General features: G+C 64.7%; 20 protein-coding genes. 12 read left to right on the top strand and 8 right to left on the bottom strand.

What is annotated here, in order from left to right:
• Positions 1 to 17: 17 nt before the first annotated feature.
• Entirely contained in the window at positions 18 to 548 is a 531-nt protein-coding gene (cysC, locus tag ACQ4W4_RS00935) for an adenylyl-sulfate kinase (RefSeq protein ID WP_436540417.1), read from the top strand.
• Positions 548 to 2548 carry a diguanylate cyclase domain-containing protein gene (locus ACQ4W4_RS00930; protein ID WP_436540416.1) on the top strand — a complete coding sequence of 667 codons (2001 nt, stop codon included), beginning with the start codon at positions 548 to 550 and terminating at the stop codon, positions 2546 to 2548. The genes cysC and ACQ4W4_RS00930 overlap by 1 nt, the downstream gene beginning before the upstream one ends.
• A 3-nt stretch (positions 2549 to 2551) precedes the next feature.
• Here the strand turns inward: ACQ4W4_RS00930 and ACQ4W4_RS00925 are convergent, their stop codons facing one another.
• From ACQ4W4_RS00925 to ACQ4W4_RS00915, 3 genes are all read right to left on the bottom strand, one after another.
• Positions 2552 to 3469: a pyridoxal-phosphate dependent enzyme gene (locus ACQ4W4_RS00925; protein WP_436540415.1), complete on the bottom strand. Its 918-nt coding sequence runs from the start codon at positions 3467 to 3469 to the stop codon at positions 2552 to 2554.
• A gap of 85 nt (positions 3470 to 3554) precedes the next feature.
• Positions 3555 to 4055, bottom strand: coding sequence for a MarR family winged helix-turn-helix transcriptional regulator (locus ACQ4W4_RS00920; RefSeq protein ID WP_436540414.1), 501 nt, complete (start codon positions 4053 to 4055; stop codon positions 3555 to 3557).
• A gap of 320 nt (positions 4056 to 4375) precedes the next feature.
• Positions 4376 to 5254: a LysR family transcriptional regulator gene (locus ACQ4W4_RS00915; protein ID WP_436540413.1), complete on the bottom strand. Its 879-nt coding sequence runs from the start codon at positions 5252 to 5254 to the stop codon at positions 4376 to 4378.
• 122 nt (positions 5255 to 5376) lie between these two features.
• Here ACQ4W4_RS00915 and ACQ4W4_RS00910 point away from each other — a divergent pair, with 122 nt between their 5' ends.
• Positions 5377 to 6381 (top strand): zinc-dependent alcohol dehydrogenase family protein, encoded by a 1005-nt coding sequence (locus ACQ4W4_RS00910; RefSeq protein ID WP_436540412.1) that lies wholly within the window; start codon positions 5377 to 5379, stop codon positions 6379 to 6381.
• A 22-nt stretch (positions 6382 to 6403) separates the two neighbouring features.
• Here ACQ4W4_RS00910 and ACQ4W4_RS00905 read toward each other — a convergent pair whose 3' ends face one another.
• The gene (locus ACQ4W4_RS00905) at positions 6404 to 7165 is read right to left on the bottom strand and encodes a DeoR/GlpR family DNA-binding transcription regulator (RefSeq protein ID WP_436540411.1); all 762 of its coding nucleotides are present in this window, start codon (positions 7163 to 7165) and stop codon (positions 6404 to 6406) included.
• 226 nt (positions 7166 to 7391) lie between these two features.
• Here ACQ4W4_RS00905 and glpD point away from each other — a divergent pair, with 226 nt between their 5' ends.
• The 8 genes from glpD (at position 7392) to glpK (ending at position 16569) form a co-directional block, all read left to right on the top strand.
• Positions 7392 to 8915: a glycerol-3-phosphate dehydrogenase gene (glpD, locus tag ACQ4W4_RS00900; protein WP_436540410.1), complete on the top strand. Its 1524-nt coding sequence runs from the start codon at positions 7392 to 7394 to the stop codon at positions 8913 to 8915.
• Positions 8916 to 9002: 87 nt separating this feature from the next.
• Positions 9003 to 10097, top strand: coding sequence for an ABC transporter ATP-binding protein (locus ACQ4W4_RS00895; protein ID WP_436540409.1), 1095 nt, complete (start codon positions 9003 to 9005; stop codon positions 10095 to 10097).
• Position 10098: 1 nt separating this feature from the next.
• On the top strand, positions 10099 to 11199 hold the full coding sequence (locus tag ACQ4W4_RS00890) for an ABC transporter ATP-binding protein (protein WP_436540408.1): 1101 nt from the start codon (positions 10099 to 10101) through the stop codon (positions 11197 to 11199).
• A complete protein-coding gene (locus tag ACQ4W4_RS00885; protein ID WP_034754965.1) occupies positions 11199 to 12083 on the top strand; it encodes a carbohydrate ABC transporter permease in 885 nt (294 codons plus the stop codon). The genes ACQ4W4_RS00890 and ACQ4W4_RS00885 overlap by 1 nt, the downstream gene beginning before the upstream one ends.
• Entirely contained in the window at positions 12080 to 12886 is an 807-nt protein-coding gene (locus ACQ4W4_RS00880; protein WP_436540407.1) for a carbohydrate ABC transporter permease, read from the top strand. The genes ACQ4W4_RS00885 and ACQ4W4_RS00880 overlap by 4 nt, the downstream gene beginning before the upstream one ends.
• Before the next feature lie 31 nt (positions 12887 to 12917).
• Complete coding sequence (locus ACQ4W4_RS00875; RefSeq protein WP_436541105.1) at positions 12918 to 13193, top strand: DUF2160 domain-containing protein; 276 nt, start codon at positions 12918 to 12920, stop codon at positions 13191 to 13193.
• A gap of 72 nt (positions 13194 to 13265) precedes the next feature.
• Positions 13266 to 14993, top strand: coding sequence for an ABC transporter substrate-binding protein (locus tag ACQ4W4_RS00870; protein ID WP_099411501.1), 1728 nt, complete (start codon positions 13266 to 13268; stop codon positions 14991 to 14993).
• Positions 14994 to 15075: 82 nt separating this feature from the next.
• Positions 15076 to 16569 (top strand): glycerol kinase GlpK, encoded by a 1494-nt coding sequence (gene glpK / locus ACQ4W4_RS00865; RefSeq protein ID WP_436540406.1) that lies wholly within the window; start codon positions 15076 to 15078, stop codon positions 16567 to 16569.
• Between the two features lie 10 nt (positions 16570 to 16579).
• Here glpK and ACQ4W4_RS00860 read toward each other — a convergent pair whose 3' ends face one another.
• Together ACQ4W4_RS00860 and ACQ4W4_RS00855 are read right to left on the bottom strand one after the other, a co-directional pair.
• Positions 16580 to 17140, bottom strand: a complete 561-nt coding sequence (locus ACQ4W4_RS00860) for a YdcF family protein (protein WP_436540405.1) — start codon at positions 17138 to 17140, stop codon at positions 16580 to 16582.
• A 57-nt stretch (positions 17141 to 17197) separates the two neighbouring features.
• Complete coding sequence (locus tag ACQ4W4_RS00855; protein ID WP_436540404.1) at positions 17198 to 17842, bottom strand: cysteine hydrolase family protein; 645 nt, start codon at positions 17840 to 17842, stop codon at positions 17198 to 17200.
• Positions 17843 to 17984: 142 nt separating this feature from the next.
• On the opposite strand from ACQ4W4_RS00855, the gene ACQ4W4_RS00850 reads away from it, so the two are divergent.
• Positions 17985 to 18947 (top strand): GlxA family transcriptional regulator, encoded by a 963-nt coding sequence (locus ACQ4W4_RS00850; protein ID WP_436541104.1) that lies wholly within the window; start codon positions 17985 to 17987, stop codon positions 18945 to 18947.
• Here ACQ4W4_RS00850 and ACQ4W4_RS00845 read toward each other — a convergent pair.
• Positions 18930 to 19790 carry a tetratricopeptide repeat protein gene (locus ACQ4W4_RS00845; protein ID WP_436540403.1) on the bottom strand — a complete coding sequence of 287 codons (861 nt, stop codon included), beginning with the start codon at positions 19788 to 19790 and terminating at the stop codon, positions 18930 to 18932. The genes ACQ4W4_RS00850 and ACQ4W4_RS00845 overlap by 18 nt on opposite strands.
• 89 nt (positions 19791 to 19879) lie before the next feature.
• A complete protein-coding gene (locus tag ACQ4W4_RS00840) occupies positions 19880 to 20446 on the bottom strand; it encodes a carboxymuconolactone decarboxylase family protein (protein WP_436495186.1) in 567 nt (188 codons plus the stop codon).
• Positions 20447 to 20494: the final 48 nt, after the last annotated feature.

Here is a 20494-nt window from a genome sequence, read left to right as displayed (position 1 = left end):
AGGGGAGAGGCAATGTGATGACGGCAGGACAATACGACACGGTCTGGCTGACGGGCTTGAGCGGCGCCGGCAAGTCCAGCATCGCCGACGCGCTGGCGCGCCAGCTCAAGGCGCAGGGGCGCGCCGTGGCGGTGCTCGACGGCGACCAGTTACGCCATGGCTTGAACCGCGACCTGGGTTTTACGCCGGAAGACCGGCATGAAAACATCCGCCGCGTGGCCGAAGTGGCGCGCCTGATGAACGGGGCGGGCTTGACCGTCATCGCCGCCTTCATCTCCCCCTGCCGCGCAGACCGGGCCATGGCCGCCGCCATCATCGGCGCGGCGCATTTCATCGAAGTCCACGTCAGCACGCCGCTGGCCGTGTGCGAGGCGCGCGACCCCAAGGGCCTGTATGAAAAGGCGCGGGCGGGGCGGCTGGCGCAATTCACAGGCATTTCCGCGCCCTATGAAGCGCCGCTGGCGCCCGCGCTGACCCTCGATGCGGGTGCCCTGGCGCTGGACGAGTCGGTCGCGCGTCTGTGCCGGCTTTTGCAGCAGCGCCAGTGATGAACTGGCGAAATCGGCTGCGCCGGCGCCTGCCCGCCAGCCTGAAGGCGCGCATGAGCGTGGTCGTCTTCCTGCTGGTGCTCGCTGCCGTGGCCTCGCTGGCGCTGGCCACCCTGGCCGTGGCCGAGCGCGGCATGCGCGACGTGACGGGGCGCCAGCAGTACGTATCGCTGTCCAGCGCCGCCGTCTTCATCGATGAAGAGCTCGACGCGAAGCGCAATGTGCTGCGCGCCATCGCCGACAGCCTGGCGGCCAGCGGCGCGCACGACGGCGCCAGCCTGCAGCGTTTCCTGGCCGCGCAAACCGTGCTGGGCAAGGAATTCTATACGGCCGGCGTGGTCGGCATCGACGGCGCCGTGCTGGCCAGCGTGGGTCCCTTCAAACCGCAGGCGGGGCTGAACGTGAAGGGCCGCCCTTACTTTGAACAGACGCTGGCGACCCGGCGCTCGGTGATCTCCGCGCCCCTCAACGGCAGCATTTCCGGCATGCCCATCGTCGTGGTGACGCAGCCCGTCTTCGACGCGCAGGGCGCCGTGCGTTATGTGCTGGCGGCCAGCGTGAACCTGCGCCAGCCCGATTTCCTGGGCCGCCTCGGCGCGCTCAAGCCGGGCACGGGCGGCTACCTGTATATCATGACCGGCGAAGGCATCATCGTCGAGCATCCCGACAAGTCGCGCATCATGCAGCATATCGAAGCCCATGGCCCCCTCAGCGTGCCCACGCGGCGCGCCATGCAGGGTTTCGAGGGCTGGCTGACGGGCACCACCACGCATGGCGTCGATGCCCTGTTCGCCTACCACCGCATCGCGTCGACGGGCTGGATATTGGCGTCCGTGTATCCCATGAACGACGCGTTCGCGCCGCTGCACGCCATCCGCAGCAAGATATTGCTGGCCGCCGTGCTGCTGGCGGCGCTGGCGGGCCTGGCCGGCTGGCGCGTGGTGCTGCGCCTGTTGCAGCCATTGGAGCGCTTGCGCCGCCAGGTGCACCAGATCCGCCGCCAGCGCCTGGGCATCGAGGCGCTGCAAATCGAGCGGCGCGACGAGATCGGCGACTTGAGCCGCGACTTCTACTCGCTCGTGGCCGAGCGTGAAATCGCCGAGGCGCAGACGCGCGACAGCGAGCGGCGTTTGAAACTGCTGACGGACCACGTACCCGTGGTGATCGTCTACATCGACCGCGAGCACCGCTACCAGTTCATCAACGCGACGTTTGAAAAATGGTTCGGCAGGTCGCAGCAGGAAAGCATGATGCAGTCGATCCGCGAGGTGCTGGGCGAGGAAGCCTACCAGTTGCGCGAGCAGTACCTGCGGCGCGCCTTCTCGGGCGAGGAGGTCGAATATGAGTTCACCATCGGCGGCGACGGAGACGCTGGCCAGCGCGCCTTCCAGACCAGCTACGTGCCCGATGTGGGCGAGAGTGGCGCGGTGGAAGGCGTGTACGGCCTGATCCACGAAATCACCAAGACCAGGGCCGTGCACACGGCGCTGCAGTTTGCCGCCGCCACCGATACCCTGACGGGCATCGCCAACCGGCGCCGCTTCGACGAGCAGCTGGCGCAAAGCATGCAGCGCACGCGGACCGCGCGCGCGCCGATGGCGCTGGCGTATCTCGATATCGACCGTTTCAAGGCCATCAACGACAGCCTGGGACACAAGGCGGGCGACGAGGTGCTGAAGGAATTCGCCGCGCGCCTTGTGCGCAGCGTGCGCGCCAGCGACCTGGTGGCGCGCCTGGCCGGCGATGAATTCGTGATCATTCTCGAAGGCGTGAACGGCGCGGCCGAAGTGCGCCAGGTCGGCGCCAAGATCGTCGAGGCCATCCGTCAGCCGTTTGCGTTGGCCGGCGGCCCGCTGCCGGTGACGACCAGCATCGGCATCGCCATCTTTCGCGAGGGCGCGCTGACGCCGGCGCAGTTGCTGGATCTGGCCGACCAGGCCCTGTATGCGGCCAAGGGGCAGGGCCGCGACGGCGTGGCGCTGCGCGAGGCGGCGCCGTAGCGACTACAGGGTGGCGCTCCAGTGGTCGAGCTGCTGCGTGGTGGCCGTCACGCCGCCGCAGACGATGACGAGCACATTGCGGTAGGGCGCCAGTGCCGGCGCCTTGCCGTAGACGGCCGCCAACGCCGCGCCGCAGGCCGGTTCCACCACCAGGCGCTGGTCGGCGATAAAGCGCTGGCAGGCCTCGACGGCGGCGCGGTCCGACACCACCACGCTGTGCAGCAAACGCGTCTGACTGATGGTGTATGCCTGGGCGCACACCTGGCGCGCGGCCAGCGACGTGGCGATGCTGGTCACGGCGGGCAGGGCCACGTGTTCGCGCGCGGACACGGCCGCCGCCAGCGAGGCGGCGCCTTGCGTTTCGACGGCCACGATGGCCACGTCATCCCAGCCGTTGCGCTGCAAGCCCTCGGCCACGCCGGCCAGCAGGCCGCCGCCGCCCACCGACAGCACGACGGCGTCCGGTTTCAGGCCCGCGCGCGCCACTTCATCGATCATGCCGGCATGGCCCTGCCACAGCAGCGGGTCGTCGAACGGGTGCAGAAAGGCGTCTTGCGGCGTGAGCATCGATTGGGCCAGCGCGTTCGCTTCCTGCCAGGCGGCGCCGTGCACGATGACTTCGGCGCCTTCCTGGGCGATCAGGGCCCTGGCCCGTTCGCTCGTCGTTTCCGGCACGACGACGATGACGGGAATGCCGAGCTGGCGTCCCGCATAGGCGACGGCGATGCCGGCATTGCCGCCGGAAGAGGAGATGAAGCGGCTGGCGCCGCGCCGCGCGTATTCTTCGCAGGCGAGGCCGATGCCGCGGATCTTGAAGGAGCCGGGCGGCTGCAAGGCTTCAAGCTTGAGCCAGATGGCGCGTTCGCTGAGCAGACTCAGGGCGCGCGAGTTGAGCAAGGGAGTTTCGATGTGCAGGGCCATGCGTGTTCCTGGTAAACAGTCAGGCCAGCATCATAGCCGAAGCACCCGTGCCGCCGCGTCACCCTTGTCGCGTGTGTTACTGCTGTTAGTTCAGCGGGGCGCTTTTGAGCTGGTGCGTGCGCGCCACTTCCTTCATCGCTTCGAGCAGGTCGTCGCGCAGCTGGCGCGGCAGCTTGCCGAAGAATTCCTCGTCGTTCTGATCGGCCATCTCGGCCAGCACGGGCACCAGCGCCTCGCCTTCCGTGGTCAGTTCGATCGAGTGCTGGCGGCGGTCGGCCAGCAGAATGGACTTGCTGACCATGCCCTTGCTTTCCAGGCGGTCGATCAGTTTCGATACGGCGCCCTTGCTCATGCCCGACACTTGCGCCAGCACCGTGGGCGAGGTGCAGCCCAGGCGGAACATTTCACGCAGCACCACCCATTCGGACACCGTCACGCCATTGGCTTCGGCTTTTTTCTGGAAGCTGTGGGACACGTGGTTGGAAACGAAACGCAGCCAGTAACCGAGATGGGCTTCCAGTTCGCTGACGGGAACGCTGTCGGGATGGGCGGCTTGCGTGGCGGCCGATTCAAAATTATGGCTCATTTCTCTTCCTTCACTGGGCGGCGTTGCCGGCATGGTTAAGGCCTTCACGCTTGCTGTCGAGTGGTTTGTTTGGGAACAATCGTCGTGCTTGAGGTATTTCTAACACTGTTTGCACAGGAAATCATTCAGCGGTAAAAAGTTTTTCCTTTTTTCTTGCTCTAAATATATAAAAAGCAATATCAAGCGAATAATCGTATTGCTAGAGAGGAAGATTAAAAAAATAACTCATGTTGTATCAATGGTAACATGAATTTTGCCGAATTGATAAATATTTCAACCGCGATGACTGTCGCATGGCACAGGTGTGTTGCCGGTGCGAATCAGCTGAACCGTTCCACGAGAAAATCGACGAAGCTGCGCAACTTGGGAGAGCGATAACGGTCCGGCAGGTAGACCACGTGCAAGGGGCGGCTGGGCAGCGCGTGCGCGGGAAACAGCTGGACCAGGCGGCCCGCCCGCACGTCCGTTTCCAGCAGGAGGGCCGGTTGCAGCACGATGCCCATGCCATGCAATGCGGCAACGCGCAGCGCCTGGCCGTGGTTGACTTGCAGGCGGCCCGAGACGGGCACGCTGCAGACGCCGTCCTCGCCTGTCAGGCGCCAATGCGCCAGGGCGGCGGGCGAGAAGGACAGGCAGTCGTGCTGGCTCAGCTCGGCCGGGTGGCGCGGCGTTCCCCTGCGCGCCAGATAGTCGGGAGAGGCGCAGATCATCAGCCGGTAGGGCGCCAGCGGCCTGGCGATCAGCAAGGAATCGGGCAACTGGCCGATGCGGATGGCGGCCTCGAAACCTTCCTCCACCAGGTCGACCACGCGGTCGCTCAGGGAGACATCGATACTCACGTCGGGATAGCGCTCCAGGTACGCGGCCATGGCCGGCATCAGCGCTTCCGCGCCGAAGGTGAGGGGCGCCGTGATGCGCAGCTTGCCGGCGGGCGCCAGTTGCAGGTTTTGCGCCTGGACATCGGTTTCGGCCACCAGCCTGAGGATTTCCCTGCAGCGCGCATAGTAATCCTCGCCGAAGGCCGTCAGGTGCTGGCGCCGGGTGGTACGCTGGAGCAACTGCATGCCCAGGCGCTTTTCCAGCGTCCGCAGGTGGTTGCCGGCCATCGTCGCGGAGATCCCGCAGGCCGCCGCGGCGGCGCTCAAGCTGCCTTTTTCCACGGCCAGTACATACACCTTCATGCTGTCGAGCAAGTCCATTGGCAATCCTGAGTGTCAAATCATTGAATCAAACCATAGTTTATCTATTAATGATTTTAAATGACACTGCTGTTTGTCCCGCCAGCGCGCGGCCACCCTGACACATTGCCTGAGAACAGACCATGAAAGCCATACAACTGACCGCTCCTTCCCTCACCGCGTTTCGCCAGACCGAGCTGCCCGAGCCGCAGGCCGGCCGGGGCGAGGTGCTGCTGCGCCTGCGCGCCGCCACGCTGAACTTTCTCGACGTGGCCATTGCGGCCGGCAACTTTGCCGGCGCGGCCTTTCCGCTGATTCCCGTCGCCGACGGCGCGGGCGAGGTGGCGGCGCTGGGCGAGGGCGTCAGCGGCCTGGCCGTCGGCGACCGCGTCATCCCGCACTTCATGCCGCACTGGCAGGGCGGCGCCATCACGCCGCACAACGTGGGCGCGATGCGCGGCGTCACCTTGCCAGGCTCGCTGGCCGAATACGTGGCCGTCCCCGCCGCCAGCCTGGTTGCCTTGCCGGCCCACCTTGATTTTGTCCAGGGCGCGGCGCTGCCCATCGCGGCGACGACGGCGTGGAATGCCGTGCGTTCGGCGCAAGTGCGCCCCGGATCGGTGGTGTTGCTGTTGGGGACGGGCGGCGTCAGCCTGTTTGCCTTGCAGTTCGCCAAGGCGTCGGGCGCCACGGTGATCCTCGCGTCGTCCAGCGATGACAAGCTGGAGCGGGCGCGCCAGCTGGGCGCCGATCACCTGATCAACTACCGGGCCACGCCGGCCTGGGATGTGGAAGTACTGAAACTGACGGGCGGGCGGGGCGCCGACCTGGTGGTCGAAACGGTGGGCGGCGCCACCATCGCGCGCTCGCTCAACGCGGCGGCGGTGGGCGGCACGATCTTCACGGTGGGTTTTGTCGGCGGCACTGCGGCCAGCATCGACTTGCTGCCCGTCATCGTCAAGGCCTTGCGCATCGTCGGCAACAACACCGGTTCCGTGGCCGACCTGGCGCAGGCGGCTCAGGCCATCGCCGCGCATGGCATCGTGCCCGTCATCGACCGCGTGTTCGGCCTCGGCGACACGGCCGAAGCGTATGCGCAGCTGGCTGCCGGCGGGCGCCATTTCGGCAAGCTTGCCATCGCGCACTGAGCCGGCCGGGACACCGTCGCCGTCAGGCGGCGACATGCACTTTCACGCTGGCGTCGCGCAGCACTTCGGCAAAGCGGGGCGGCGGCGGCGCGTCCGTAAACAGGATGTCGACTTGCGCCAGGTCGGCCAGGCGCACCAGCGCCTTGCGGCCGAATTTATGCTGGTCGGCTACCAGCCACACTTCGCGCGACTGTTCGATGATGGCTTGCGCCACCTTGACTTCGCGCGCGTCGAAGTCGCGCAGGCTGCCGTCCTCGTCGATGCTGGAAATGCCGATGATGCCGATGTCGACCTTGAACTGGCGGATGAAGTCGATGGTGGCTTCGCCGACGATGCCGCGGTCGCGCCCGCGCACCACGCCGCCGGCCACGATGACTTCGCAGGCGGCGTTGTCGGCCAGGATGGCGGCCACGTTCAGGTTGTTCGTCACCACGTGCAAGCCCGTGTGCCGGCCCAGCGCGCGCGCCACTTCCTCGGTCGTCGTGCCGATATTGATCAATAACGAACAGCCGTGCGGCACCTGCGCGGCGACGGCGGCGGCGATGCGCCGCTTGGCGTCGCTGTTGAACACTTGCCGCTGGCTGTAATCGATGTTTTCCACGGACGAGGGCAAGCCCACGCCGCCGTGATAGCGGGCCAGCAGGCGCGCTTCTTCCATCTGCTTGACGTCGCGGCGCACGGTTTGCGGCGTCACGTCCAGCTGCTGGGCCAGCTCTTCGACGGACATGGTGACCTTCTGGCGCACCACTTCGAGCAGACGGCGCTGGCGGGGATTCAAAATCATGGCTTTGTCTCTTTAAAAATCACAAACGAACAAAAACGAACAAATAGTGATAAAAATATGTTGCTATCGATTCGCAATCTGGCGTATCTTATCCATATTGCATTCGAATTACATCTGTATTGATCTTAACGACAGTCGCCGGCGATGCCTAGTCTTTCCTCGCCGGCGAGTCCCCGACAGACATGGAGTCCCGATGGCGGCAGCACGGCAAGGTGTGGAGACAACGATGGCATGCGACGTGCTGGTGGTCGGCGGCGGCATCAATGGCGCCGGCATCGCGCGCGATGCGGCCGGGCGGGGCTTGTCCGTGGTGCTGTGCGAAAAGGACGACCTGGCGGCCCACACCTCGTCGGCCTCCACCAAGCTGATACACGGCGGCCTGCGCTACCTCGAATACTATGAATTCGGCCTCGTGCGCAAGGCGCTGATCGAGCGCGAAGTGCTGCTGCGCTCGGCGCCGCACATCATGTGGCCGCTGCGCTTCGTCATGCCGCATGCGCAGGGCCAGCGCCCCGCCTGGCTGATACGCGCCGGCCTGTTCCTCTACGACATGCTGGCGAAGCGGGAAATCCTGCCCGCCTCCAGCGGCATCGACCTGACGCGCCACGCGGTCGGCCAACCGTTAAAACCCGAGTTCAAGCGCGGCTTCGTGTATTCCGACGGCTGGGTCGACGATGCGCGCCTGGTGGTCCTGAACGCCATCGACGCGGCGGACAAGGGAGCGACCATCCTGACGCAGACGCGCTGCACGGCCCTGCGGCGCGACGGCGCGGGGGCGGACGCTTGCTGGCAGGCGACCCTGCAGCAAGGCGACGGCCGCGAACTGGCCGTGCGCGCGCGCAGCGTCGTCAATGCGGCCGGGCCGTGGACGGCCGAATTCCTGCAGCAGGCGGCGCCCGGCGGGCAGGGCCGGCATTTGCGCCTGATCAAGGGCAGCCATATCGTCGTCAAGCGCCTGTTCGCGCATGATCACGCGTATATCTTCCAGCATCCGGATGGGCGCATCGTGTTTGCCATTCCGTATGAGCACGATTTCACCCTGATCGGCACGACCGACCTCGACTATCACGGCGACAGCGGCAAGGTGGAAATCGACGACGAGGAAATTCGTTACTTGTGCGAGCTTTCCAGTTACTATTTCAGCAAGCCCATCCTGCCGGCCGACGTGGTGTGGACGTATGCGGGCGTGCGTCCGCTGGTGGAAGATGCAGCGGCCGACGCCAAGGCCGTCACGCGCGATTACCGTTTCGAACTGGACCGGGAAGGGGCGCCGCTGCTCAGTGTTTTCGGCGGCAAGATCACCACCTTCCGCAAGCTGGCCGAGGAGGCCATGGACATGCTGGCGCCCTTGCTGGGTAACACGCTGCCGGCCTGGACGGCCAGCGCCTGCCTGCCCGGCGGCGATGTGTTCGGCAGCACGCCGCAGAACCGCTCCGTGCGCGAGTTCGGCCAGTTCGTGCAAGGCTTGCAGCGCGAGTATGCGTGGCTGCCGGCGGCGCTGGTGGCGCGCTATGCACGCGCCTACGGCACGCGCATCCACGTGCTGCTGGCCGGTCGGGCGGACGTGGCGGCCATGGGCGAGGAAATCGCCGCCGGCCTGTACGCGGCGGAAGTCGATTATCTGCGGCGCCACGAATGGGCCGCCAGCGCGGCCGACATCCTGTGGCGGCGCTCCAAGCTGGGCCTGCACCTGCCGCGCGAAACGGCGGACACGCTCGACGCCTGGCTGTTGCAGCACCCGTTGTCATAAGCAGCAGCCGTAAGCAGCACACGTAAGCGACCGCGCCCCGCAGAGGGTGCGGCGAAGAATAAGAAACCATCACTGGAGGAGAAACGCGTGCAACTGGTACTGGACAAGATCAGCAGGAAGCAGGGGGCTGACGACTTTTTATATCCGATGTCGCTGGCATTGGTGCCCGGCGCCATCAACGTCTTGCTGGGCACCACGCGTGCCGGCAAGACGACCCTGATGCGCGTGATGGCGGGCCTGGACAAGCCCAGCGCGGGCACGGTGACGGCCGATGGTGTCGACGTGACGGGCGTGCCCGTCAGCAAACGCAACCTGGCCATGGTGTACCAGCAATTCATCAATTATCCGGCCTTCACCGTCTACGACAATATCGCTTCGCCCTTGCGTTTGCGCAAGGTGCCCGAGGAGCAGATACGGACGAAAGTGCTGGCGCTGGCCGAGCGCCTGCACATCACGCCCTACCTGCAGCGCACGCCGGGAGAGTTGTCCGGCGGCCAGCAGCAGCGCACGGCGCTGGGGCGCGCGCTGATCAAGGATGCATCGTTGCTGCTGCTCGACGAACCCCTGGTCAACCTCGACTACAAATTGCGCGAGGAATTGCGCCGTGAATTGACGGAACTGTTTTCCAGCGGCAGCACGACGGTCGTGTACGCGACGACGGAACCGCTGGAAGCGCTGCAGCTGGGCGGCCACGTGGCCGTGCTGCACGAGGGACGGCTGCTGCAGCAGGGACCGACCCTGGACGTCTTCAACGCGCCCAATTCCATAGCCGTGGCGCGCACCTTCAGCGACCCGCCCATCAACCTGATCCCCGCCCGCGTGGATGCGCAGGGCGTGGCGCAGGCGGCGGACGGCCTGTCGATCCACCTGAGCGGCGCGCAGCGCGCCCGCCTCGGTGAGCGGCGCGACGTGATCCTCGGCGTGCGCGCGCACAGCCTGCATCTGTCGCCCCAGTCCGATGGCGACGTGGCCATCGCCGCGCAGGTGGACCTGGCGGAAATCAGCGGCTCGGAAACCTATGTGCATGCGCGCCGCGGCGAGCTGGCCCTGGTGGCGCAGCTGGGCGGCGTGCACAACCTGGAGATCGGCAGCGCCTGCACCGTGTATTGCCAGCCGCACGCCTTGCTGATCTTTGCCGATGATGGCGGGCTATTGTTCGCTCCTGTGCAAGGAGGAGCTTGACATGGCGCGCATCGAACTGGTGGACCTGGCCCACGCCTACAAACCGAACCCGACGGCGCCGGCCGATTACGCGCTGCGGCCCATGAGCATGGAGTGGCATGACGGCGGCGCGTATGCCTTGCTGGGGCCATCCGGCTGCGGCAAGACGACCTTGCTCAACATTATTTCCGGCCTGGTGAAGCCGTCGCACGGCAAGGTGCTGTTCGATGGCAAGGACGTCACGCAACTGCCGACCGAGGCGAGGAATATCGCGCAAGTGTTCCAGTTTCCCGTCATCTACGACACCATGACCGTGCACGACAATCTTGCCTTTCCGCTGCGCAATCGCGGCTGGAAAGAGACGGAAGTCAAAAAGCGCGTGCAGCAGGTGGCGCAGATGCTGGAATTGACGGGCGACCTGAAACTGCGCGCCAGCGGCTTGTCCGTGGACGCCAAGCAAAAGATTTCGCTGGGCCGCGGCCTGGTGCGTCCCGACGTGGCGGCCGTGCTGTTCGACGAACCGCTGACGGTGATCGACCCGCATTTGAAATGGCTGTTGCGCAGAAAGTTGAAGGAAATCCACCACGAGCTGAAATTGTCCCTGATCTATGTCACGCACGACCAGGTGGAAGCGCTGACCTTTGCCGACCAGGTGGTCGTCATGACGCAGGGCGAAGTGGTGCAGACGGGCAGCGCGCAGGCGCTGTTCGAGGAACCGGAGCACACGTTTGTCGGCTATTTCATCGGCAACCCGGGCATGAACTTGCTCGATTGCACCCTGGACGATGGCGGCGTGCGCGTGGCGGGGCAGCTACTGGCCGTATCCGCCGCCGCCCGCGCGGCGCTGTCTGGCGCGCCAGGCAAAATCACGCTGGGCGTGCGGCCGGAATTCGTCGAATGCCGGAAGGCGGGCGAGGGTGGCGATGGGAGCGAGCATTGCCTCGACGCCACGGTGACGGCCGTGCGCAACATGGGCACGCATTACCTGGCGGAATTCCAGCTGGGCGGCGCGACGGTGGCGGCCAAGCTGCGCGCCATCGATGCCGTCGCCGGCGATGCTGTGCGGCTGCGCTTTCCGCCGCAACGCACCTTGTTCTATGTCAACGATAAGCGGGTGGCCTGATGATACATAACGGTAAAACCGATAACAACCGCCGCGCCTGGCTTTTGATCCTGCCTGTGCTGCTGTGCGTGGCCTTTTCCGCCATCCTGCCCCTGATGACGGTGGTGAACTATTCCGTGCAGGATATTTTGAGCCCCACGCAAAAGGTGTTCGTGGGCACCGAATGGTTCCGCATGGTCATGCTCGACGGCGACTTGCACAGCGCCTTGCTGCGCCAGCTGCTGTTTTCCGGCTCCGTGCTGGCGATCCAGATTCCGCTGGGCATTTTGATTGCCCTGTGCATGCCGGCCGATGGCTGGAAGGCGTCGCTGGCGCTGGTGCTCATCGCGCTGCCCCTCTTGATTCCCTGGAACGTGGTGGGCACCATCTGGCAGATCTTCGGCCGCGGCGACATCGGCCTGATGGGCTACACCCTGAATCAATTGGGATTCGACTACAACTACAACGGCAACTCGCTCGACGCCTGGCTGACGGTGATGGTGATGGATATCTGGCACTGGACGCCGCTGGTGGTACTGCTGTGCTATGCGGGTTTGCGCGCCATACCCGACGCGTATTACCAGGCGGCCCGCATCGACGGCGCCTCGCGCCTGGCCGTGTTCCGCTACATCCAGCTGCCGAAGCTGCGCAATGTGCTGATGATCGCCGTCTTGCTGCGCTTCATGGACAGTTTTATGATCTACACGGAGCCGTTCGTGCTGACGGGCGGCGGACCAGGCAATGCCACCACCTTTTTGTCGCAATACCTGACGCAAAAGGCCGTGGGGCAGTTCGACCTGGGGCCGGCCTCGGCGTTTTCATTGATTTACTTCCTCATCATCCTGCTGTTCTGCTTTGTGCTGTACACGTGGATGCAGCGCGTCGGCACGGGAGACCAGAAATGATGCACAAGAAAATGAGCAGCGCCATCCTGACCGTCTTCCTGCTGGGCTCCTTGCTGCCCATCTACTGGATGCTCAATATGTCGCTCAAGACCAACGAGGAAATCGTCGGCGTGCTGAGCCTGTGGCCCCAGAAACTGACGTTCGCCAACTACCACACGATCTTCACGGACCGGTCCTGGTACAGCGGCTACATCAATTCCATGATCTACGTGGCCTTGAACATGGTCATGTCGGTCACGGTGGCCTTGCCGGCCGCGTATGCGTTCTCGCGCTACAACTTCGTGGGCGACAAGCATCTGTTCTTCTGGCTGCTGACCAACCGCATGACGCCGCCCGCCGTCTTCCTCGTGCCGTTCTTCCAGCTGTATTCGACGGTGGGCCTGATGGATACGCACCTGGCCGTGGCGCTCGCGCACATGGTGTTCAACGTGCCGCTGGCCGTGTGGATACTGGAAGGCTTCATGTCCGGCGTGCCGAAGGAAATCGACGAGACGGCGTATATCGACGGCTACAGCTTTCCCCGCTTCTTCATCCGCATTTTCTTGCCGATGATCAAGTCTGGCGTGGGCGTGACGGCCTTCTTCTGCTTCATGTTCAGCTGGGTGGAACTGCTGCTGGCGCGCACCTTGACTTCCGTCAATGCCAAGCCCATCGCCGCCACCATGACGCGCACCGTGTCGGCGGCCGGCATGGACTGGGGCGTGCTGGCGGCCGCCGGCGTGCTGACCATCGTGCCTGGCGCGCTGGTGATCTGGTTCGTGCGGCATTACATTGCCAAGGGTTTCGCGATGGGGAGGGTGTGACATGGAAAATACTAGCGATAGTACGGCCAGCCTGTTCGGCTGGATGGCCTGGACGCCGGAAGTGGCCATCTTCTTCCTTTGCATCGGCTTGATGCTCGCTGGCATGACGGTTTGGCAAATCCGTTCGCCCAGCATCGAACGAAAAGGCTTCCTGCCCATGCCGACCACGCGCGGCGACCGCCTGTTCATCGGCTTGCTCACGGCGGCCTATGTCAACCTGGCCTGGGCGGGGTTCACGGAAATGCAGCAGGCCATCGGGGCCGGCATCAGTTTTGTTTTACTGCTAATTGTAATGCGTTGGGGATAACCGGCTTGCCGGTGTTGATGGATGCCGGACCGCCAGCAGGCGGCCGGTAAAAACTATAAAAGGAGATTCACGATGAAATTGAAGTTCACGGTCTTCGCGGCTGCGGCCATGCTTGTGTCGAATGCGGCCCTGGCGGACGCCAAGCAGGCACAAACCTGGATCGACAAGGAATTCCAGCCATCCAGCCTGAGCAAGCAGCAACAGCTTGCTGAAATGAAATGGTTCATCGATGCGGCGGCCAAGCTGAAAGCCAAGGGCATCAAGGAAATTTCCGTGGTCTCGGAAACCATCGACACCCACGTCTACGAATCGAAGACCCTGGCCAAGGCCTTCGAGGAAATCACGGGCATCAAGGTGCGCCACGACATCATCCAGGAAGGCGACGTGGTGGAAAAGCTGCAAACGTCGATGCAGTCCGGCAAGAGCATCTATGACGGCTGGATTTCCGATTCCGACCTGATCGGCACCCACTACCGCTATGGCGCCGTCGAGCCGCTGTCCGACTACATGGCCGCCAAGGGCAAGGAATTCACCAATCCCGGTCTCGATTTGAAAGATTTCATCGGCATCAGCTTTACTACGGCGCCGGACGGCAAGGTGTACCAGTTGCCCGACCAGCAATTCGCCAACCTGTACTGGTTCCGTGCCGACTGGTTTGCGCGCAAGGATTTGCAAGCCAAGTTCAAGGCCAAGTATGGCTACGAGCTGGGCGTGCCGCAGAACTGGTCCGCGTATGAAGACATCGCCGACTTCTTCACGAACGACGTGAAGGAACTGGACGGCAAGAAAGTCTATGGCCACATGGATTACGGCAAGAAAGATCCTTCCTTGGGCTGGCGCTTCACCGATGCGTGGCTGTCGATGGCTGGCGCGGCCGACAAGGGCATTCCGAACGGCATGCCCGTCGACGAATGGGGCATCAAGGTGGCGGCCGACAAGTGCACGCCCGTGGGCGCCTCGATGTCGCGCGGCGGCGCCACCAATTCGCCGGCGGCCGTATTTGCGCTGACGAAATATATCGACTGGATGAAGAAATATGCGCCGCCGCAGGCGAACGGCATGAATTTCTCGGAATCGGGCCCCGTGCCAGCGCAGGGCGAAATCGCCCAGCAAATCTTCTGGTACACGGCGTTTACGGCCGGCATGACAAAACCGGGCTTGCCAGTGGTCAACAAGGACGGCACGCCGAAATGGCGCATGGCGCCGTCACCGCACGGACCGTACTGGAAAGAGGGCATGCAGAACGGCTACCAGGACGTCGGTTCCTGGTTCCTGTTCAAGTCCACGCCCGATGACCGCAAGGCGGCCGCCTGGCTGTACGCGCAATTCGTCACCTCGAAAACCGTGTCGCTGAAGAAATCGATCGTCGGCCTGACGTTTATCCGCGATTCCGACATCCGCCACGATTATTTTACGAAACACGCGAACGAGTACGGCGGCTTGATCGAGTTCTACCGCAGCCCCGCCAGAGTGGCGTGGACGCCGACGGGCAACAACGTGCCCGACTATCCGAAGCTGGCCCAGCTGTGGTGGAAAAACGTGGCCACGGCCATCACGGCGGAAAAAACGCCGCAAGCCGCCATGGATAACCTGGCCGAGGAAATGGACCAGGTCATGGCGCGCCTGCAGCGGGCCGGCATGAAGGCGTGCGCACCCAAGCTCAATCCGAAAGGCGATCCGAACCAGTACCTGTCGGACCAGCATGCGCCGTGGAAAAAGCTGGCGAATGAAAAGCCGAAGGGTGAAACGATTGCCTACGATAAATTATTGCAGGCTTGGAAAGAAGGCAAGGTAAAGTAGTCGTGTAAACTTCTGCCGCCGCTTTCCCGGGGCACGGGCCTTTGCCCGTGCCTTTTTTTACTGTATAGCCGTAGTAGCGACCATGACCAAATACATACTTGCTTTAGATCAGGGCACCACCAGTTCGCGCGCCATCCTGTTCGACCATGCGGGCCGGCCGCACGCCAGCGCGCAGCGAGAATTCCGGCAGATTTTCCCCCAGCCGGGCTGGGTCGAGCATGACGCGGGCGAAATCTGGGCGTCGCAGGAAGGCGTGCTGCGGCAGGTGCTGCGCGACAGCGGCGTGGCGGCCTCCGACGTGGCCGCCATCGGCGTGACCAACCAGCGCGAAACGACGGTGCTGTGGGACCGCGCCACGGGCGAGCCCGTCGCCAACGCCATCGTCTGGCAAGACCGCCGCAATGCCGCCTATTGCGAGCAGCTGGTCGAGCAAGGCAAGGCGGACGTGATCCAGAAAAAAACGGGCCTGGTGCTGGACGCCTACTTTTCCGCCACCAAACTCAAATGGCTGCTCGACAACGTGCCCGGCGCCCGCGCGCGCGCCGAACGGGGCGAGCTGGCCTTCGGCACGGTCGACAGCTGGCTGATCTACAAGATGAGCGGCGCCCACTTGACGGACACGAGCAACGCGGCGCGCACCATGCTGTTCAATATCCACACCCTGCAATGGGACACGGACCTGCTGGCGCTGCTGGACATTCCCGCCTCCCTGCTGCCCGACGTCGTGCCCTCGAGCGGCGTGGCGGCGCACACTTACACAGAATTGCTGGGCGTGTCCGTGCCCATCGCCGGTATCGCAGGCGACCAGCAGGCCGCCACGTTCGGCCAGGCGTGCCTGAAACCGGGCATGGCGAAGAATACCTACGGCACGGGCTGCTTCATGCTGATGAACGTGGGCAAGCGCCCGCTGCCCTCGAAAAACCGGCTGCTGACGACGGTGGGCTGGAGCCTGGGCGCCGGTAGCGACCAGACCGATTACTTACTCGAAGGCAGCGCCTTTATCGCAGGCGCTGCCGTGCAATGGATGCGCGACGGTATCGGCATCATCCGCGATTCGTCCGAAGTGGAAGCGCTGGCCACCAGCGTGCCCGATTCGGGCGGCCTGGTCTTCGTGCCCGCGTTTGCTGGCCTGGGCGCGCCGTACTGGGACCCGTACGCGCGCGGCACCCTGATCGGCATCACGCGCGGTACGGGCAAGGCCCACATCGCGCGCGCGGCGCTCGAAGGCGTGGCGTACCAGAACGTGGACGTGCTGTCCGCCATGCAGGATGACGCGGGCATTGCGCTATCGGAATTGCGTGTCGACGGCGGCGCGGCCCGCAACGACATGCTGATGCAGTTCCAGGCCGACATTCTCAATGTGCCCGTGGTGCGTCCCGTGGTGACGGAAACGACGGCCCTGGGCGCCGCCTACCTGGCGGGCCTGGCCGTGGGTTTCTGGGCATCGCAGGAAGAAATCGCCGCCCAATGGCAGGTGGGACGCCGCTTCGAGCCGGCCATGGCGGCCGACGAGCGCTTGAGCCGGCTGCACAAGTGGCAGCGCGCCGTGGAGCGCTCGCGCGACTGGAGCGAGTGAAAACGCGTGGTCAGGGCCGCATGAAATATACGGCGTAACCGACCGTTTCGCGCGGCACGGAATACAGGTCGCGCAGCTCGAAGTAGGGGGCATGTACCTGGCCGCTGACGGCGATGCCGGCCCGCTCCAGGGCCAGCCGGAAGCGGGGCACGTGAAAGTATTGCGTGGCGACCATGGCTGTCTTCCAGCCGTGCGCGCGCATGAGCAGCGCCGCGTTGCGGGCCGTGGCGTCCGTGGTCCAGCCTTGATTATCCTCGATGATGGCGCCGGCCGGCACGCCGCGCGACTGCAGGTAGCGGACCATCGATGCGGCCTCGTCGAATCCTTCCTTGCCTGTCGCACCGCTGACGAGAATGCGCGGCGCCCGGTGTGCCTGGAACTGTGTCAGCGCCGCATCGAGCCGCGCCTGCAGGCGGGGGCTGGGCGTGCCGTCGGGAAGGATCGTGTTGCCGGGCACGACGATCACGTCGGCCGGGGCCAGTTTGTCGTTCAGCCCCGCCAGTACCAAGGCGGCGGTAGCCAGCAGGAAAACAGCAGCAGTCGTCAAGCCCAGCACAATTATTTTTCGCATAGAGCATCATCAAATAAGAAGGAATGGACGCATGATACCCGCCCATTCCCGCCGGCGTCAGTTCGCCTGCGCCTTGCGCGCGCGCTGGTTCGACAGATAAATATTGTCCTTGTCCAGCGGCTTGCCCTCGCGCACGGCATCGAGCCACGCCTGCGTGCTGGCGACGGCGGCGAAATTCGAATGGAACACGGCGCTGAAGACGCGGTGGATTTCCTCGGCGCTGGCCGTGCCGCCCGCATTCGCGTAGGGCAGGGTGCCCGTGGCGTCCTGCAGGAACTCGACCTGCAAACCGTCGTGTGCGGCGTGGTAGATGGTGGCCGCGTCGCAGTTGTGCGTCATGTAGCCGATCACCGTCAGGGTGTCGATGCCGTGGCTGGACAACCAGGCGCGCAGGTCCGTGCCCGCGAAGGCGCTGCCCATGACCTTGTTGATGCGTTGGTCGGCGGCAAAGGCGGCCACTTGCGGATGCAATTGCCAGCCGTCGCTGCCCCTGGCGAAGATGGGCGAGCTTTCCGGCGCATCGTGCTGGACGACGATGACGGGCACGCCGGCGGCACGGGCGGCGGCCATGGCCGTGACAATGTTCGGCAGGGAAATATCGACGGACGGATATTCGATGGGCAGGTCGCCCGTGAAGTATTCATTTTGCACGTCGATGACGAGCAGGGCGCGGCGTGGTGCGGTGGAAGCTTGGCTAGACATGGATTCTCCTGAATGGGTGAAAGAGGAAGGTCTTCCTCGATGCAGTCATTTTCAGGCCGCGCGCTGCAAACAAAAAAGTGGCCCGAAGGCCTATCTGCGATAAAATCGGGCCATGCCTATTTCTTCTGCTCCTGCCAGCCCCCTGACCATCGCCGTGATCGCCTTCGACGGCATGACGCCATTCCACTTGTCCGTGCCCTGCCTCGTGTTCGGCGCCCAGACGGACGAGGCCGACCTGCCGCCTTTCCACGTGTGCGTGTGCGCCGCCGACCCCGCGCCCCTGCGCACGGCGGCCGGCTTCGGCATCACGCCCGAGTTCGGCCTGGAAGGGCTGGACGGCGCCGATATCGTCATCATGCCGGCCTGGCACGACGATTGCCGCGACGCGGCGGCGCCCCTGGTCGCGGCGCTGCAGACGGCCAGCCGGCGCGGCGCGCGCATGGTGGGCCTGTGCCTGGGCGCGTTTCCGCTGGCGCAGGCGGGCTTGTTGGATGGCAAGAGTGCCGCCACGCACTGGGGCATGGCGGACCGGCTGGCGGCCCGCTATCCCAAGGTCAGGGTGGACCGCGAAGTGCTGTACGTGGATGATGGCGGCGTGCTGACGTCGGCCGGCGTGGCGGCGGGCCTCGATTGCTGCCTGTACCTGCTGCGCCAGCTGGCGGGCGCCGAAGTGGCCAACAGGGTGGCGCGCCGGCTGTTGGTGGCGCCGCACCGCCAGGGAGGGCAGGCGCAGTTCATCGAGCGTCCGCTGCCCGTGTCCGGCAGCGAAGGGCGTTTCGCCGAGGTGCTGGCCTGCGTGACGGCCAACCTGGGCATGGCCCACAGTATCGATGCATTGGCCGAACGGGCGGCCATGAGCCGGCGCAACTTCACGCGCCACTTCCGCCAGGCCACGGGCACGTCGTTCAAGCAATGGCTGCTGAACCAGCGTCTGGCGCATGCGCAAGGCTTGCTGGAAAAGAGCGCGGCGTCGATCGATGTCGTGGCGCAGGAAGCCGGCTTCGGCACGGCCCTGTCCTTGCGCCAGCATTTCCGGGCCAGCTTGCAGACGTCGCCGTCGGCCTATCGCAAGCTGTTCAGGCAACAGCTAGGCCAGCTCGCTTGACCATAGCCTTGCCGGGTCCCGGCTGCCCTGCGGCAGCATCGCGCTGACGGCGATTTGCCGTGCGATGAAGGCGGCCGGCGCGAAGGCGTAGCGTTCCTGGAACGAGACGGTTTCCGCGCTCATCAGTTCGGCATACGTCTGCATCAGGGTCGAGGCGGAAAGATGCTTGCCTTGTTCCAGATAGGTGTCGATGGCGGCCAGCAGCACGGGGTAGTCGGCATTTTCCTTGCTGCCGCCGAAGTTGAACGACAATTGCCCGCAGGCGCGCCAGATGGGGTCTGGTTCCCCATCCGGCACCGGCTGCGTGCGCAGCCATTGCAAGGCCTTGAATGGCGGGCCGCCAAACGACGGTGGAGAGATGATGGCCTGGATGGCCACCTTGACGGCGTCATCGATTCTGCCCGCGCGCACATACTGGCCATGCAGCAAGGTCAGAGCGTCCGTGTATTCGGGCACGATGGCCAGCGCCGCTTCCAGCAGCGCGATGGCGGCGTCCGGCTTGCGCTGCGCAATCAATTCCTTGGCCTCCAGGAACGCAGCGCGCGGCGAGGCGGGGTCCTCGGCCAGAGACGGCATGGCGACGTACTCGTCTTCCGCCGTTGCGTAGGCTGACAGAAACGCCGCCAGGCTGGAAAAGTGCGGCTGCAGGCGCCACTCGTCGTGCCAGGTTTCGACGACGATCGGTTCCGCCGCTTCGCGCCCGATGGGCCAGTACAGGCCGAACGTGTCGCCATTGCCCAGCGCGCCTTCGGCGAACGGAGTGAAGCCGAGCGGTGGATATGCTGTCGTGTGTTGCCAGTCTTGTTCGACCGAGATGCGGGCGAGGTTTACAGGTAATTGCATGGAGGTTGCAGAGGATAAAACGCCAGTGTAGAGCAAGAGCGCGTCCACCGGCGTTCCCTGTCACGGCACCTGGGCAGGGGCAAGGCCCTTCAGTCGCGTTCCGGCACCGGCACGTTGAAGCCGTTCAAGGTGGTCGAGACCAGCGCGTACAGGCCCACCAGGTAGATCAGCTCGTTGGTGCCGTGCTGGCCAAAGGTGGCCAGCGCCAGCCGGTACAAGGGCTCCGGCAGCGTGCCGCCGCCGCTGAGCGCGTAGGCCAGGTCGTAGGCGATGCTCTCATGCTTGTCGAGGTCGACGGGCTTGACGTCGGCCACCAGCGTGGCCAGGCGCTCGGCCGACATGCCTTCGCGCTCCGCGACGGCGATGTGGGCGTAGATTTCATAGGCGGCGTTGTAGCGCGCGCCGACCACCAGGATGGCAATCTGGCGCACGTTGTCGGGCAGCGTGGCGTTGGCCGTCATGGCCAGCGTCAGGTCCCAGATGGCCTTGCCGATGGCCGGTTCGTGCAGCCAGGGATTCCATGGCCCCATCAGGGCGCCGTCTTCGCGCACGGCGATGAAATCGTTGAAATTGCTGGTGATGCCTTTGCGCATATCGTCATACAGCGGCTGCTGTTCGGGCGTCAGGTCTTGCGGAGCGATCAGGGGCAGGCGCATGGGAACTCCTTGCTGGGTAGGTGAGCGGTGGGCGGCGGTAGCCAGCAG

This window comes from Janthinobacterium glycogeni, from assembly GCF_051380725.1.
Lineage (GTDB): Bacteria > Pseudomonadota > Gammaproteobacteria > Burkholderiales > Burkholderiaceae_D > Janthinobacterium.
This window is presented reverse-complemented; position numbering and strand designations above follow the sequence as displayed.

Bases quoted from the DNA above. Each gene is read 5' to 3' on its own strand.
- ACQ4W4_RS00920 (WP_436540414.1), bottom strand. From the start codon at position 4,055: ATGAGCCATAATTTTGAATCGGCCGCCACGCAAGCCGCCCATCCCGAC.
- ACQ4W4_RS00885 (WP_034754965.1), top strand. From the start codon at position 11,199: ATGATACATAACGGTAAAACCGATAACAACCGCCGCGCCTGGCTTTTG.
- glpK (WP_436540406.1), top strand. From the start codon at position 15,076: ATGACCAAATACATACTTGCTTTAGATCAGGGCACCACCAGTTCGCGC.
- ACQ4W4_RS00915 (WP_436540413.1), bottom strand. From the start codon at position 5,254: ATGGACTTGCTCGACAGCATGAAGGTGTATGTACTGGCCGTGGAAAAA.
- ACQ4W4_RS00925 (WP_436540415.1), bottom strand. From the start codon at position 3,469: ATGGCCCTGCACATCGAAACTCCCTTGCTCAACTCGCGCGCCCTGAGT.
- ACQ4W4_RS00870 (WP_099411501.1), top strand. From the start codon at position 13,266: ATGAAATTGAAGTTCACGGTCTTCGCGGCTGCGGCCATGCTTGTGTCG.
- ACQ4W4_RS00890 (WP_436540408.1), top strand. From the start codon at position 10,099: ATGGCGCGCATCGAACTGGTGGACCTGGCCCACGCCTACAAACCGAAC.
- ACQ4W4_RS00845 (WP_436540403.1), bottom strand. From the start codon at position 19,790: ATGCAATTACCTGTAAACCTCGCCCGCATCTCGGTCGAACAAGACTGG.
- ACQ4W4_RS00930 (WP_436540416.1), top strand. From the start codon at position 548: ATGAACTGGCGAAATCGGCTGCGCCGGCGCCTGCCCGCCAGCCTGAAG.
- cysC (WP_436540417.1), top strand. From the start codon at position 18: ATGACGGCAGGACAATACGACACGGTCTGGCTGACGGGCTTGAGCGGC.
- ACQ4W4_RS00855 (WP_436540404.1), bottom strand. From the start codon at position 17,842: ATGTCTAGCCAAGCTTCCACCGCACCACGCCGCGCCCTGCTCGTCATC.
- ACQ4W4_RS00860 (WP_436540405.1), bottom strand. From the start codon at position 17,140: ATGCGAAAAATAATTGTGCTGGGCTTGACGACTGCTGCTGTTTTCCTG.
- ACQ4W4_RS00910 (WP_436540412.1), top strand. From the start codon at position 5,377: ATGAAAGCCATACAACTGACCGCTCCTTCCCTCACCGCGTTTCGCCAG.
- ACQ4W4_RS00905 (WP_436540411.1), bottom strand. From the start codon at position 7,165: ATGATTTTGAATCCCCGCCAGCGCCGTCTGCTCGAAGTGGTGCGCCAG.
- ACQ4W4_RS00840 (WP_436495186.1), bottom strand. From the start codon at position 20,446: ATGCGCCTGCCCCTGATCGCTCCGCAAGACCTGACGCCCGAACAGCAG.
- glpD (WP_436540410.1), top strand. From the start codon at position 7,392: ATGGCATGCGACGTGCTGGTGGTCGGCGGCGGCATCAATGGCGCCGGC.
- ACQ4W4_RS00880 (WP_436540407.1), top strand. From the start codon at position 12,080: ATGATGCACAAGAAAATGAGCAGCGCCATCCTGACCGTCTTCCTGCTG.